Raw genomic sequence first — 12,665 nt, forward strand, 5'->3', positions numbered from 1 at the left:
CAGGCGAGTTCCCTACAAGCATAGAGGTTTGCCCGCTTGAATTTGCGTTTTGTTGCCCGCTGGACACTGCTGAGCCTGTTGTTGGCGATTGCCCTGCTATGGCTGGCCGACCGTATCTGGCCTTTGCCGTTGCCCCAGGACGACCTGGCGCGGGTGGTGTTGGCCGAGGATGGCACGCCGTTGTGGCGCTTTGCCGATGCCAATGGCGTGTGGCGCTATCCAGTGCAAACCAGCGAAGTCTCACCGTATTACCTGGACGCGTTGCTGACCTATGAGGACCGCTGGTTCTACCGCCACCCTGGCGTGAACCCGCTGGCGTTGGCGCGGGCGACCTGGCAAAACCTGACCGGTGCGCGGGTGGTGTCGGGCGGCAGTACGTTATCGATGCAGGTGGCGCGATTGCTCGATCCGCATTCGCGCACCTTCCTCGGCAAGTTGCGTCAGCTGTGGCGTACCGCGCAATTGGAGTGGCACCTGTCCAAGGAGCAGATCCTCAACCTGTACTTGAACCGCGCGCCGTTCGGCGGCACGTTGCAGGGCGTGGCGGCGGCCAGCTGGGCTTATCTGGGTAAATCCCCCGCGCAATTGACCCACGCCGAAGCGGCCCTGCTCGCGGTATTGCCCCAGGCACCGAGCCGCTTGCGTCCGGACCGTCACCCGCAGCGCGCCCAGCAGGCCCGCGATAAAGTGCTGCGCCGCCTCGCCGAGTTCCAGGTATGGCCGCAATCGGCGGTGGATGAGGCGCTGGAAGAACCGCTGCTGCTCGCGCCGCGCCTGGAACCGAGCCTGGCGCCGTTGCTCGCGCGGCGCCTGAACCGTCCCGACAGCCCGCCGTTGATCCGCACCACGGTGGATGCCACGTTGCAGCGCCGTCTGGAAGACCTGCTGTTGGGCTGGCGCGCGCGTTTGCCCGAACACACCTCCGCCGCGATCCTGGTGGTCGAGGAGGAGACCATGGCCGTGCGTGCCTACCTCGGCTCGGTGGATATCAATGACGCCAAGCGCTATGGGCATGTGGACATGATCAGCGCGCTGCGCTCGCCCGGTTCCACCTTGAAGCCGTTCCTCTATGGCATGGCCCTGGACGATGGCTTGATTCATTCCGAATCCCTGTTGCAGGACGTGCCGCGACGTTACGGCGATTATCGGCCGGGCAATTTCTCCATGGGCTTTACCGGGGCGGTGCCGGCGAGTACGGCGCTGTCCAGTTCGCTGAACCTGCCGGCGGTGCAATTGCTGGAAGCCTACGGGCCGAAACGCTTTGCCGCGCAGATGCGTATCGGCGGCATGCCGTTGGCGTTGCCGGCATTGGCCGAACCGAACCTGGCGCTGATCCTGGGCGGCGCGGGCAGCCGCCTGGAAGACCTGGTCAGCGGCTACAGTGCGTTCGCCCGCGACGGCAAGAGCGCCACCCTGCGCTTGCAGCCGGATGACGCGTTGAGGGAGCGGCCGTTACTGTCGCCGGGAGCGGCCTGGATCGTGCGGCGTATCCTCAGCGGCCAGGCGCGCCCTGACCGCGACCCACGGGCCGAACTGGTGCAACGCCCGACGCTGGCCTGGAAAACCGGCACCAGCTATGGCTTTCGCGAGGCCTGGGCGATTGGTGTCGGCCCGCGTTACCTGATCGGCGTCTGGATCGGTCGCCCAGACGGCACGCCGGTGCCGGGGCAGTTTGGCCTAGCGTCGGCGGCGCCATTGATGTTGCAGGTGCATGACGTGCTGGCCAACCGCGACAGCCAGCGCGGCATCAGCGCAGCCGTCAAGCCGGTGCCGGCCAATGTCGGCGTGGCGGCCATCTGTTGGCCGCTGGGCCAGCCGATGAGCCGCAGCGATCCCAATTGCCGGCGCCAGCGCTTTGCCTGGACGCTGGACAACACCACACCGCCGACCTTGCAGGCGCTGGACCAACCCCTGAGCGTGGGGTTGATGGAAAACCTTTGGGTCAACGCCAAGGGATTACGCGTGGATGCCCATTGCCCCGGCGCAGAAGCGACCAATATCGCCCTGTGGCCGGCGCCGCTGGAGCCTTGGTTGCCCAGGGCGGAGCGCCGCGAGGCGCGCATCCCGGCAGCCGACCCGGATTGCCCGCCGCCAGCCCTGGCCGCCGCTTCGCCGTTGTCCATTGTGGGCGTGCGCGAGGGCGATCAACTGCGTCTGCCCGCCAACAGTCAGCAGGCCTTGCGCCTGAAAATTTCCGCCTTGGGCGGGAGCGGGCGGCGGTGGTGGTTTCTTAATGGGGCGCCTTTGGGGGATAGTGCCAATCAGGATTTCATCAATGCCAGTTTCGAGCGATTGGGCCGTTATCAACTGAGTGTTCTGGATGAGGCGGGGCAGACCGCCAGGCTGGAGTTCAGTGTTGTTGATTAGGGCCTCATCGTGAGCAAGCCCCCTCCCACAATTTTGATCTGTGAATACATTCGAAATGTGGGAGGGGGCTTGCCCCCGATAGCGTCCTCAAGCCCACCACCGCTATTCACTTGCCTTCAATCTCCATCCCCCTGAAGCTATACCCATTCAGGAGCCCCCAATGAACCTCGAACACCTCACCGAACGCCTGCACCGCATCCGCGATACCAACGACTGGAAGCAGTTCCACAGTCCGAAAAACCTGGCCATGGCCGCCAGTGTGGAAATGGCCGAACTGGTGGAGATCTTCCAATGGCTGAGCGAAGACCAGTCGCGCCAATTGCCCGCCGATAAGCTGGCTCACGCCGGCCAGGAAGTCGGTGACATCGTGCTGTACTTGCTGTTGCTGTGCAGTGAGCTGGGCCTGGACATGAACGAGGTGGTGCGCGCCAAACTGGCCGACAGCGAACGGCGGTTTGCCCATGAGTGATCGGCATTTTGACCAATTGGCCACGCGCTTCGCCGAAAAAATCTATGGCGGCGCCAAGGGCGCGATTCGCCTGGCGGTGCTGCAGGCCGATCTCACCGAGGCCTTGCCGGACCGCCCGTTGCGCGTACTGGATATCGGCGCGGGGTTGGGGCATATGTCGCTGTGGTTGGCCGAACGCGGCCATCAGGTAACCCTGGCCGAACCCGCCGAGCCCATGCTCGAAGGCGCACGCCAGCGTTTCGCCGAAGCAGGGCAGAGCGCCACGTTCATCCACGCGCCCTGGCAAGACTTGCTCGGCCAACTCACCGAGCCCTACGACCTGGTGCTGTGCCATGCGGTGCTCGAATGGCTGGCCGAACCCCACGCGATCCTGCCGGTGCTGCACCAATTGACGCTGCCCGGCGGCTGGCTGTCCCTGGCGTTCTATAACCGCGACGCGCTGATCTACCGCAACCTGCTCAAGGGCCACTTTCGCAAGATGCGCAAGAACGATATGGCCGGCGAAAAGCAGAGCCTCACACCGCAGCAGCCGCTGGACCCGCGGGAATTGGCGGCGCAACTCGAAGGGCTGTGGCAGGTCGAAAGCCAAAGTGGCGTGCGCGTGTTCCACGACTATATGCCGGTGGAATTCCAGGCGCGCGCCGATCTGCAGGATTTGCTCGAGATGGAGCTCGCTCACCGTCGTCACCCAAGCTTTGCCGGACTTGGGCGTTATTTGCACTGGGTGTGCCGTCCGGTTTAAGCGGCCCAGTCTGCGGAGGTCGAAATGCGTCGTCTCGGTTTGCTCCTGTTGTCTCTCGGCTTAGGCGCCTGTTCCAGCCCTAATCCTTATGTGGCCGCTTCGGCGCCGATGCCACCGGCCCCGGCGCAAGCGGCCACGACCTTCGATGCCAGTGCCTACCCGGCGCCGGTGCGCGACTATGGTGCCTACCGCAATTGGGCCTGGCGTAACGGCCAGTTGCCGGCCGGCACCGCGTGGGCGGATTCGGCCCAGGTGGCCGAAGCGGTCAGCGGCGCACTGGACCAGCGCGGCCTGCGTCCGTTGCATGACAATCGCGCGCCCGACCTGTTGGTCAGCGCCGATGTGCGCCTGGAGAAACGCCTGCGGCAAGTCCAGGATGACTATGGCTACGGCTATGGCGGCTACAACCGTTATGGCAATGGCTACGGCATGTACAACTCGGTGCCGATGGTGCGTACCTATGAAGTGCAGGTCGTGGTGGTGCGGGTCAACCTGTTTGACGCCCGCAGCGGCCAGCCGGTGTGGAGCGCCAGTGCGGAAACGAGCAGCCAGGGCAGCCTCAGCGAGCGTGCGGATGCGCTGCGCCAGGCGGTACAAAAGGCAATGGCGGCGTATCCTCCGCGTTAACCGCTATTCTGATTTAAAGCCTGGACCGAACGTTGGAGAGCCATCATGTTTCGTCGTATCGCTACGCTTGCCGTTGTGCTGCTGCTGGGCGGTTGCCAGAGCAACCAGGTCAACCACGATTTTGACGCCAGCCGCGACTTTGCCGCCTACCGTCACTGGGCCTGGAAGGAGCCGGCGCTGCAATACCGCCCGGATGACCCGCGCATCAAGAGCGACCTCACCGAGCAACGTATCCGCCAGGCCGTGGGCGAGCAGCTTGACCAGCGCGGCCTGCGCCCAGCGGCGCCCGGCACCAAGGCTGACCTGAATGTGCAGGCCTACCTGATCGTCGAAGACCGCCAGCAGCAGGTCTCCACCAACTACGGCGGTGCCTGGGGCGGGCCATGGAACGGCTATTGGGGCGCGCCGATGTACAACGAAACGCGCAACATCACTTACAAAGTGGCGACCCTGCAGATCGACCTGCTCGACGGCAAGGACGGCAAGCTGGTGTGGCGTGGCAGTGACGAGCAAATCATGGCCAGCTCGCCGAACCCCCAGGACCGCAGCGCGGCCATTCGCAACACCGTGAGCAAAATCCTCGCTAACTACCCGCCGCGCTGATCCTGCCCTTTAGAAGCGCTGCGCCGGCAGCGCGTCTACACTCATCGATACCCTAAGGAGAGTAAGCGCACGGCAACTCGCCGGCACAGGAGTGCTCGATGTCTCCCCGACTTCATGGCAAGCAACGCGGCGCCATCGGCTTGATGGCGGTCGGTGTGTTGGCAGTGGTGTTGGCGTTCACGTTGCTGGCGGTCGACAGCGGACGGCTTTACCTGGAAAAGCGCAGGCTGCAAGGGGTAGCGGACACGGCAGCGCTGGAAGCTGTCAGCCGCGACGGCACTTGCGCGGCCGGCCTGAGCGCAGCGGCGTATGCGGCGCAAAGCGTGGCCCGTAATCAATTCGTGGTGGGTAACGGCAATACCTTGGTCACCCGTTGTGGCGCCGTGACCACCGGCGCGTCCGGCCAGCGCGTGTTCGCGGCCAACCCCGCAGTGTCGGCGGCGATCGAAGTGGTGGTCAGCAAAACCGTCACCACCAGTGTTGCCGGCGGCGTGTGGTCGTTGTTTTCCGGTACCCCGGTCAGTCTCAATACCCAATTGACCGCGAAGGCCGTGGCGGCGAAGCCCACGCCACCGATGGCCCAGTTGAGCATCAAAAGCACCCTGACCAGCGTCGATACCGCCAGCGCCGGCGCGTTGAACGCGGTGTTCAGCGGGTTGCTCGGCGGCGCGGTCAATGTGTCGGTGCTGGGCTGGAATGGCTTGCTTAACAGCGACATCAATATGCTCAGCTACCTCGACCAGTTGGCCCTCGACCTGCACGTGACCGCCGGTGACTACGCCCAGTTGCTCAACACCACGGTGACCGCCTCACAATTGCTCCAAGCCGCCATCAGCGTGCTGGGTAACAACCCGTTGACGGCGAGTGCCGCGACCGCGCTGGGCATTATCAAGGTCGCGGCGACCAACCCGGTGCCGCTGACCGTCGGCACAATCCTGCAGGTGCAGACCGGCACCACCGCCGCTGCGCTGAACGCCAACCTGCAGGTGTTCCAACTGGTGCAGGGCGTGGTGCAGCTGGCCGGCAGCCAGAGCGGGGCGGCGGCGACCTTGCCCATCAATGTGTTAGGGCTGGCCAATGTCACCACGCAAATCAAGGTGATCGAGCCGCCGCAGCTGTCGGCCATCGGCAATCCGATGCTCGCGGCGGCCAACCCCTTGGGCCCGAACAGGATTTTTGTGCGCACTGCGCAACTGCGCACGCAGGTAACGGTGAGTTTGCCGGTGCTCAACAGCGTGGCCGGCTTGACCACGGCGGTGAATGACCTGGTGGGGCCGCTGACGCCGGTGCTCAACGGCCTGCTGAGCCTGAACCTGGTAACCACGATCAACTCGGCGTTTTGCCTGCTGGGGGCCGGTTGCCAACAACTGGACATCATTGCGGTGCCGGGTAACGTGCCGCTCAAGATCGTGCTGGATGCCGGCGGCGCCAGCACTTATGTCACCGGCTACACCTGCCCGACGGGCAGCGCGGGCACCAAGAGCCTGACCGCCCACACCATCAGCTCGATTGTGTCTTTGAACGTTGGCAACATCAGCAACGCATTTTCGTCCACCCAGCCGATGAGCGTGGCGCCGCTGCCGCTGGTCGATATCGGCATCAAGACCTGCCACAAGATCCTTGGCATCGGCAGTTGTGACCCGCGTGTGGCGTTTGCTGGCGGCGGCATCGCGATCAACGTGCAAAGCACTATGACGGGGAGCAACAGTGAGCAGAACCTGGTGTTTTCCAGCACCACGCCGTTCGCCACGCCGCCTGATGTGGGGCTTGCGCCCAGTTATCAATCGGCTGTGCCGGCTGCAAATTTGGTGAGTGGCCTTTCCGCCGCGCTCAATGGCGTCGGGATCACGGCTTATCGACCCGTGGGGAGCAACCCTTTGGGAAGCGTGATCTCAGGCACAGCGTCGTTGCTCAGCAGCGTCACCGCCCTCGTGACGCCCGTGTTGAATAACGCCCTGGGCCCATTGCTCAACCCTATCCTCAACAACCTGTTGAACAGCCTGGGCATCAGCCTGGCAAGCGTGACCGTGGGCGCCAACCTGAGCTGCGGCCAGGCCGGCGAAGCCTACCTGGTGATTTAAACGTCGCTGGCCCTGGGCAGTTCCACGCAAAACCGCGCGCCGTGCTCGCCGTTGCTGACGCTGAGGCGTCCGCCCATGTTTTCGACGATGCCGTAGCTCACCGACAAGCCCAGCCCGGTGCCCACGCCAATCGGCTTGGTGGTGAAGAACGGCTCGAAGATGCGTTCCAGCAAGCGCGGGTCAATGCCTCCGCCGTTATCTTCGACCCAGATGCGTACGTGGCGGCTGTCGTGTTCGGTGTGCACGGCGATCCATGGACGCAGGTCCGGGTGCTTTTGCTTCAGGCTCAACAGCGCATCGCGGGCATTGACCATCAGGTTGATCAGCACTTGTTCCAGCTGGTCGGCGTAACCTGTGACCTGCACCGAACTGTCCGCCTGGGTCAGTTTGACCTCCACGCCTTTGCCGCGCAGGCCTTCGCTAAGCAGCGACAGGGTGCCTTCCACCGCCTGCGCCGGGTCGAAGGGTTGCTGCTCGACTTCCGAGCGGCGGCCGAACACGCGCATATGGTCCACCACCCGCGCCGCGCGTTGCACCTGCGCGTCAATGCGCTGGAGCTTTTCCGTCAGGTAGTCGACCTGCACGTCACCATTGCTCAGGCGCTTGAGCACGTTGACGACGGCCATGCGCATCACGTTCAGCGGCTGGTTGATCTCATGGGCCAGGCCGGTGGCCATTTCGCCGAGGGTGGCCATTTTCGCGCTTTGCGTCAGCTGCTGCTGGGAGCGTCGCACTTCGGTGTTGTCGCGGCCCACGGCCTGCACTTCGACCAGATCGCCGTGCTCATCGAACACGCCACGGTCCGACCACACCCACCAGGCATGCTCGCGCCCCGGCAGTTGCAGGCTGATTTCCGCCGTGCTCACGGGAAATTCCGGGGTCAGTTGCTGGATGCGCAGCACAAAGGCTGCGCGTTGCTCGGCCGACAACCAGTGCCCCAGGTTCAGTCCCGGCAATTGCTCGGCTCGGCATTCCAGGTAGTTGGCCAGGGGCGTGTTGCCGAAGGTCAGGGTCAGGTCCGGGCGGTAGCGGCAGATCATTGCCGGGGAGTCTTCCACCAGAATGCGGTAGCGCTCTTCGCTGGCCTTGACCTGTTGCGCGGCCAACGTGGCTTCGGTGACGTCCAGCCACAGGCCGACCGCCTCCACTGGCAGGCCGAGGTCGTCGCGCAGCAACTTGGCCTCGTCGAGCAGCCAGTGGTAATCGCCCTGTTTATCCTGGACCCGATAGCGGCTGCGCACGCTGCCTTCGCGCAACAGTTGGCGCGTGCGCTGGAAATACAGGTCACGGTCTTGCGGGTGGACCCATTGCACCAGGCTGTCGTGGCTGCATTCGGCGAGGGTGCGGCCCAGCAGCGGCAGCAGGCTGTCGCTGAAAAACACCGGCTGCAAGGCGCCGTTCACGTAGCGCTGTACGTAGATCACCGCCGGCGAACTGGCGATCAGGTTATCCAGGCGCGCATGGGCGGCGTCGGCTTGCAGTTGCTGGTTCTTGATGTCGCTGATGTCGAGCATGAAGCCGATCCAGCGGCGCTGCTCACCCGCGCCCAGCACCTGGCCCTGCACGCGGTACCAGGTGGGTGGTTGGTCGCTGTCGCCACGGTTGAGGCGTACGCTGGCGAGCAAGGGTTTGCCAAGGGCTTGCAGGTCGCGCAGGCGGCTGTGCAATTCCTCGCGATCAGCGGGGTGGATGAGGTTTAGCCAGGTGTCCAGGGCTTGCCGGGTCGGGCCGTCTTCGGGGCCGAGGTTGCGCAGCAATTGCGGCGCCAGCTGTATCTCGTCGCTGGCGGGCAGCAACTCCCACCAGCCGGTGCCCAGCAAACCCTGCAGGGCTTCCTGGCGCTCCAGTTGCAGATGATGGCGGTGTTCGCGCAGGCGGCTGAGCAGCGGGGCGGCGAGGGCGGCGGCGAGGTTCAGCCAGTCACGCTCGCGGGTGTCGGGTTCACCGCTGTAGGCCCCGCACAGCAACCACGCGGCGACGCCCTGGCTATCGCGGTAGGGCACGAGGAACCCATCGGCATTGCCAAACACGCTGTGCAAGCGTGGGTGTTCACCGCGCCCGTAAAGTGCCTGCAGGCTCAATGGGGTGGTGCCGTTGAGGCTGTCCAGGCAGGTCCCGAGGCGCTGGCCGGGGTGCCAGAACAGCGGCGCGTCATGCTGGGCGTATTGGCTGTAGATCATCCAGCCCTGGTCCTCCTGGTCGAGCAGCGCCAGGGCGATACAGGGGATTTTCCAGCGCTGCGCCACACTGCACAGTTGCTCGTTGAACACATCGGGCAGTCGGCTGAGGCTGCACACGCGCAGTTGCTCGCTGACCTGGCTGGCCAATTGCTGATTCTGTTCGCGCTGCTCGGCCAGTTGCCGCCCGTCAAGCAAATCGCCGATATCCACCGCATGCAGGCGCCAGCCCTGGTCGTCAGGCTCAAGGGTGCCACGGGTGTGCAGGACCTGCCCGGCGCTGCCCCGGAAATCCAGGTCAAGGCTATGGCGCTGCCAGTCAGCGGGAACGCCCTCCACCGCCAGGGCGCTATGGGCCCACAGCAAGGCGTGCAACGGCGTCCCTGCGGCAAAGGGCGCCAGGTGTGAGCGCAGTGTGCCGCTGATATCGAGCACTCGACCTTGGGCATCCAACAGCACCTGCAAACCGGCCGAGGGCGCTGCCGCAGGCGCGATCGCCAGCGCGCCGCCCCGGCCGAGCAGGCGCCCGAACAGTTTGTCCCCGGAGGTCAAAACTGCAGGCTCGACTGGGCCTGCAGCGTCACCGGCAACTGCGGCACGCTGCCAATGCCGGGCAACACAATGAACGGCATCACCGCCTGCAGATTGGCTGAGGGGTAGTTGATCTGCACCTTCAGCAGACCACCCACGAAGGTGGTGCTGACCTGCGTCGCCGCGTTGAAGTTATAGGCGTTGGGGATCCAGCGCAGGCGTTCGCTGATCGCGCTCCTGGCGGTGCTTTGTACCGCAGCGCTGTAGCCCGGCATCGCCGGGTCCAGCCCCACGCTCAGGCGCACGGCCTCGGCGGTGGCCTGGTTGAACGACTGCAATAACAGCAGCGGCAGGCTGTAGCTGACCATGCCGTAGAACACGGCGAAGAACATCACGAGCACCGCGACGAACTCAATCGCGGCCGTGCCTTTCTGTTTGTTGGGGAGGCTAGTTTTCATCACCGCGTCTACCCTGACGGCTACTACTTGATATCAGCATAGAATCAATCGGCGAAAAGGGATGTTTTTTAGGTGATCCAGGGTGCGGTGGTGCTGTTGTGGTTGGGGCTTTGCGCGGTGCAGGACACGCGGCAGCGCTTGCTCGCCAATCGCCTGACGCTGGGTGTTGCGGCGTTGGCGGGGATCTACCTGTTCTGGACCGGCAGCACCTGGCTCGGTGCCTCCGTCGGCCAAGGTCTGTGGGCGTTTATTCTGGCGCTGCTGTTGACCTTGCCGGGGTACGCCTTGGGCCGTCTTGGCGCTGGGGATGTGAAGCTGCTCGCGGCCTTGGCCCTGGCGTCGGATGCCGAGTATTTGTTGGGCTCGTTTATCGGCGCAGCCGTGGCGAGCGGGCTGTGGCTGTTGCTGGCGCCACGGCTCTGGCCGCTTATAAGTCAACGGCTTGCGGCTTGCCTTGGGCACCTTGCACCCGCACCGTCAAAAAAACTGCCATTTGCGCCGTTTTTGCTGGTGGGATTTGCGCTTGTCTGGTTTTGGATCCATTGAGCGTCGGAAGGGATTAACGCTATGTACATAGTTGGAAAGTACGTCTACGTTTAATGAAGCGTTGTATAGGAATATTCGTGGTTAAGGATGGGTCAATCTTTTGGCTGCCAGGCATGGAGTAGCGTGTGGACAAGCTTAATTCTGCGGTAAAAGTGCTTGTGGTCGACGATCAGCCGTTGATCGTGGAAGAGCTTTGCGAATTTCTTGAAAGCAGCGGGTTGCGTTGTGTGCCGTGTGAGTCCAGCCAGCAAGCCTTGACACGTTTCAGCGAAGACACCGAGATCGGCCTGGTGCTGTGTGACCTGCATATGCCGGAGATGGATGGCATCGAACTGGTCCAGGCCCTGCAAAAAGTGGCCGGCCGGCAACGGGTCTTCGAGGCGATCATGCTGACCGGGCGCGCCGACAAACAGGACGTGATCAAGGCCCTGCGCGCCGGGATCGCGGATTACTATCAGAAGCCGATCAATCTGGACGAGTTGCTGGAAGGTTTGCAGCGCCAGCTAGCCGCGTTGCAAGAGCGCAAGAACGACCTGCAACTGGGGAACCTGAACCAGAAGCTGCAATTTCTATCCGAGTCGATCAACGACCTGTACCAGGACCTCGATAAAGTGCGCCGCAATCCCAAGGGTGAAGAGGCCACGACGGAAGAAACCGGGCCGGTGGAAATTCCGGCGATCTTCAACCAGCTGTCACCGCGTCAGCTGGATGTAGCCAGGCTGGTTGGCAAAGGGCAGACCAACTATCAGATTGCCTGCGAGCTGGGCATCACGGAGAACACCGTCAAGCTGTATGTGTCGCAGGTGCTGCGGCTGACCCATATGCATAACCGTACACAGTTGGCGTTGGCGTTATCGCCGAGTAATTCGACGCTGCGCCAGCGGGTGACGGCTCACTGATTGATCGTTCCCACGCTCTGCGTGGGAATGCCTCTTGCGACGCTCCGCGTCGCGCCCACCGCGGTAATGCGCACAGCTGACGCAGAGCGTCACGGGCTACATTCCCACGCGGAGCGTGGGAACGATCATCCCACTCGGAGCGTGGGAACGATCACCAACGATCACCGCTCAGTTGTCCCCTTGGGTTTTGCCGCCGATCTTCTGCTCGAAAAACTCCGGAATCTCATGCTTGAAGCTGTCCACCCAACGCTGTGCGGCCACGTCGCGTTCGGTGGCGGAGGCTGACTGCGGTGTCGCTGACGCGGCTTTCCCGTTGACCTGCAACGCCAGCCAGGTCTCCGTGGCGGCCTGCTGTGGCGAGGAGGGGCCGGGCTCGATGGCCATGACACCGAGCGGCAAGGCCAGCGCGGCCAGGCTTGCGAGATAGGGCAGTTTCATCATCAATTCCTCGGGTTGCTGTTGGCGTCGTTGACTCTGGCGATCTGGTCCTTGGCTTTGGCGGCGGTCGCGCTTGAAGCCTTGAGTTTTTCGGCGCGGGCCTGGGCTTCGGTGACTTGTTCGGGCCCCAGGCCCATTTGGCTGACCACCTGCGCGGCCTGCTTCCAGTTGTCTTGATAGATCAGCAGCGTCACCAGGTTGATCGCTGCCAGTGGGTCGCTTTGCTTGAGTTCCATGGCGGTCATGAATTCAAACTGCGCGTCGTCCAGGCGCAGTTGGTTGAGGTACACCACGCCCAGGTCATTGCGGATTTTCTCGTCGGTGGGCGCCAGCCGCGCCGCGCGCTGCAAGTGGGCCATGGCCTGGGCGTTGTCGCCTTTGGCCGAAGCCAGTTGCCCCAGGCCGTGTTCGCCTTCGGCAGCCATGCAGGTGCCGAGCAGGCTGCGGTACAGCGGCTCTGCCTCGCTGCGCCCGAGCAAACGATAGGCCTTGGCCTGGCGCAGACGAACCTGGGGCAGACCGGCCGGCAAACTCTGCAGGTTGGCCAGGCTGGCGTGCAGTTTGCCGTCGTTGGCCATTTCATCGGCCAGGCTCAACGACAACTCGTGTTCGGCGCCAGGCTTGGGGCAACTGCCGGGGGCGGTCAGGGCGGCCCATGGGGTTTGGCCATTGGTGGCGCACCCTCCCAGCAGCAACAGGCTCAAAGCGGCTATCAAGGCTTTCATCG

The 12,665-nt window shown here is 63.8% G+C and carries 12 protein-coding genes; 8 read left to right on the forward strand and 4 right to left on the reverse strand.

The genetic code is table 11. The features are described 5' to 3' along the window. The first annotated feature begins 36 nt into the window (after window positions 1-36). From pbpC to C4J92_RS03430, 6 genes are all read left to right on the forward strand, one after another. The gene (pbpC, locus tag C4J92_RS03405; RefSeq protein ID WP_124402958.1) at window positions 37-2,367 is read left to right on the forward strand and encodes a peptidoglycan glycosyltransferase PbpC; all 2,331 of its coding nucleotides are present in this window, start codon (window positions 37-39) and stop codon (window positions 2,365-2,367) included. A 160-nt stretch (window positions 2,368-2,527) separates the two neighbouring features. Next, window positions 2,528-2,836 carry a MazG-like family protein gene (locus C4J92_RS03410; RefSeq protein WP_048723087.1) on the forward strand — a complete coding sequence of 103 codons (309 nt, stop codon included), beginning with the start codon at window positions 2,528-2,530 and terminating at the stop codon, window positions 2,834-2,836. Next, on the forward strand, window positions 2,829-3,578 hold the full coding sequence (locus C4J92_RS03415; protein WP_124402959.1) for a methyltransferase domain-containing protein: 750 nt from the start codon (window positions 2,829-2,831) through the stop codon (window positions 3,576-3,578). The genes C4J92_RS03410 and C4J92_RS03415 overlap by 8 nt, the downstream gene beginning before the upstream one ends. A gap of 24 nt (window positions 3,579-3,602) precedes the next feature. Next, window positions 3,603-4,205, forward strand: a complete 603-nt coding sequence (locus tag C4J92_RS03420) for a DUF4136 domain-containing protein (RefSeq protein WP_124402960.1) — start codon at window positions 3,603-3,605, stop codon at window positions 4,203-4,205. A gap of 45 nt (window positions 4,206-4,250) precedes the next feature. Continuing rightward, window positions 4,251-4,808, forward strand: coding sequence for a DUF4136 domain-containing protein (locus C4J92_RS03425; RefSeq protein ID WP_124369449.1), 558 nt, complete (start codon window positions 4,251-4,253; stop codon window positions 4,806-4,808). Window positions 4,809-4,906: 98 nt separating this feature from the next. Further along, window positions 4,907-6,889: a pilus assembly protein TadG-related protein gene (locus C4J92_RS03430; RefSeq protein ID WP_124402961.1), complete on the forward strand. Its 1,983-nt coding sequence runs from the start codon at window positions 4,907-4,909 to the stop codon at window positions 6,887-6,889. Here C4J92_RS03430 and C4J92_RS03435 read toward each other — a convergent pair. Then, window positions 6,886-9,618 (reverse strand): ATP-binding protein, encoded by a 2,733-nt coding sequence (locus C4J92_RS03435; protein ID WP_124402962.1) that lies wholly within the window; start codon window positions 9,616-9,618, stop codon window positions 6,886-6,888. The two genes, C4J92_RS03430 and C4J92_RS03435, sit on opposite strands and share 4 nt — an antisense overlap. Then, window positions 9,615-10,055, reverse strand: coding sequence for a TadE family protein (locus C4J92_RS03440; protein WP_124402963.1), 441 nt, complete (start codon window positions 10,053-10,055; stop codon window positions 9,615-9,617). Before C4J92_RS03440 ends, C4J92_RS03435 begins: the two co-directional genes overlap by 4 nt. A gap of 72 nt (window positions 10,056-10,127) precedes the next feature. Here C4J92_RS03440 and C4J92_RS03445 point away from each other — a divergent pair, with 72 nt between their 5' ends. Both C4J92_RS03445 and C4J92_RS03450 read left to right on the forward strand, forming a co-directional pair. Next, a complete protein-coding gene (locus tag C4J92_RS03445) occupies window positions 10,128-10,601 on the forward strand; it encodes a prepilin peptidase (protein ID WP_124402964.1) in 474 nt (157 codons plus the stop codon). A gap of 125 nt (window positions 10,602-10,726) precedes the next feature. Next, entirely contained in the window at window positions 10,727-11,500 is a 774-nt protein-coding gene (locus C4J92_RS03450; RefSeq protein WP_124361114.1) for a response regulator transcription factor, read from the forward strand. A 168-nt stretch (window positions 11,501-11,668) separates the two neighbouring features. On the opposite strand, the gene C4J92_RS03455 is transcribed toward C4J92_RS03450, so the two are convergent. Continuing rightward, entirely contained in the window at window positions 11,669-11,938 is a 270-nt protein-coding gene (locus C4J92_RS03455) for a DUF3613 domain-containing protein (RefSeq protein ID WP_124402965.1), read from the reverse strand. Between the two features lie 2 nt (window positions 11,939-11,940). Further along, a complete protein-coding gene (locus C4J92_RS03460) occupies window positions 11,941-12,663 on the reverse strand; it encodes a tetratricopeptide repeat protein (protein ID WP_124402966.1) in 723 nt (240 codons plus the stop codon). Between the last annotated feature and the right edge of the window lie 2 nt (window positions 12,664-12,665).

The organism is Pseudomonas sp. R3-18-08, from assembly GCF_003852065.1.
Taxonomy (GTDB): Bacteria; Pseudomonadota; Gammaproteobacteria; order Pseudomonadales; family Pseudomonadaceae; genus Aquipseudomonas.

Bases quoted from the DNA above. Each gene is read 5' to 3' on its own strand.
- C4J92_RS03410 (WP_048723087.1), top strand. From the start codon at position 2,528: ATGAACCTCGAACACCTCACCGAACGCCTGCACCGCATCCGCGATACC.
- C4J92_RS03415 (WP_124402959.1), top strand. From the start codon at position 2,829: ATGAGTGATCGGCATTTTGACCAATTGGCCACGCGCTTCGCCGAAAAA.
- C4J92_RS03420 (WP_124402960.1), top strand. From the start codon at position 3,603: ATGCGTCGTCTCGGTTTGCTCCTGTTGTCTCTCGGCTTAGGCGCCTGT.
- C4J92_RS03425 (WP_124369449.1), top strand. From the start codon at position 4,251: ATGTTTCGTCGTATCGCTACGCTTGCCGTTGTGCTGCTGCTGGGCGGT.
- C4J92_RS03430 (WP_124402961.1), top strand. From the start codon at position 4,907: ATGTCTCCCCGACTTCATGGCAAGCAACGCGGCGCCATCGGCTTGATG.
- C4J92_RS03440 (WP_124402963.1), bottom strand. From the start codon at position 10,055: ATGAAAACTAGCCTCCCCAACAAACAGAAAGGCACGGCCGCGATTGAG.
- C4J92_RS03455 (WP_124402965.1), bottom strand. From the start codon at position 11,938: ATGAAACTGCCCTATCTCGCAAGCCTGGCCGCGCTGGCCTTGCCGCTC.
- C4J92_RS03460 (WP_124402966.1), bottom strand. From the start codon at position 12,663: ATGAAAGCCTTGATAGCCGCTTTGAGCCTGTTGCTGCTGGGAGGGTGC.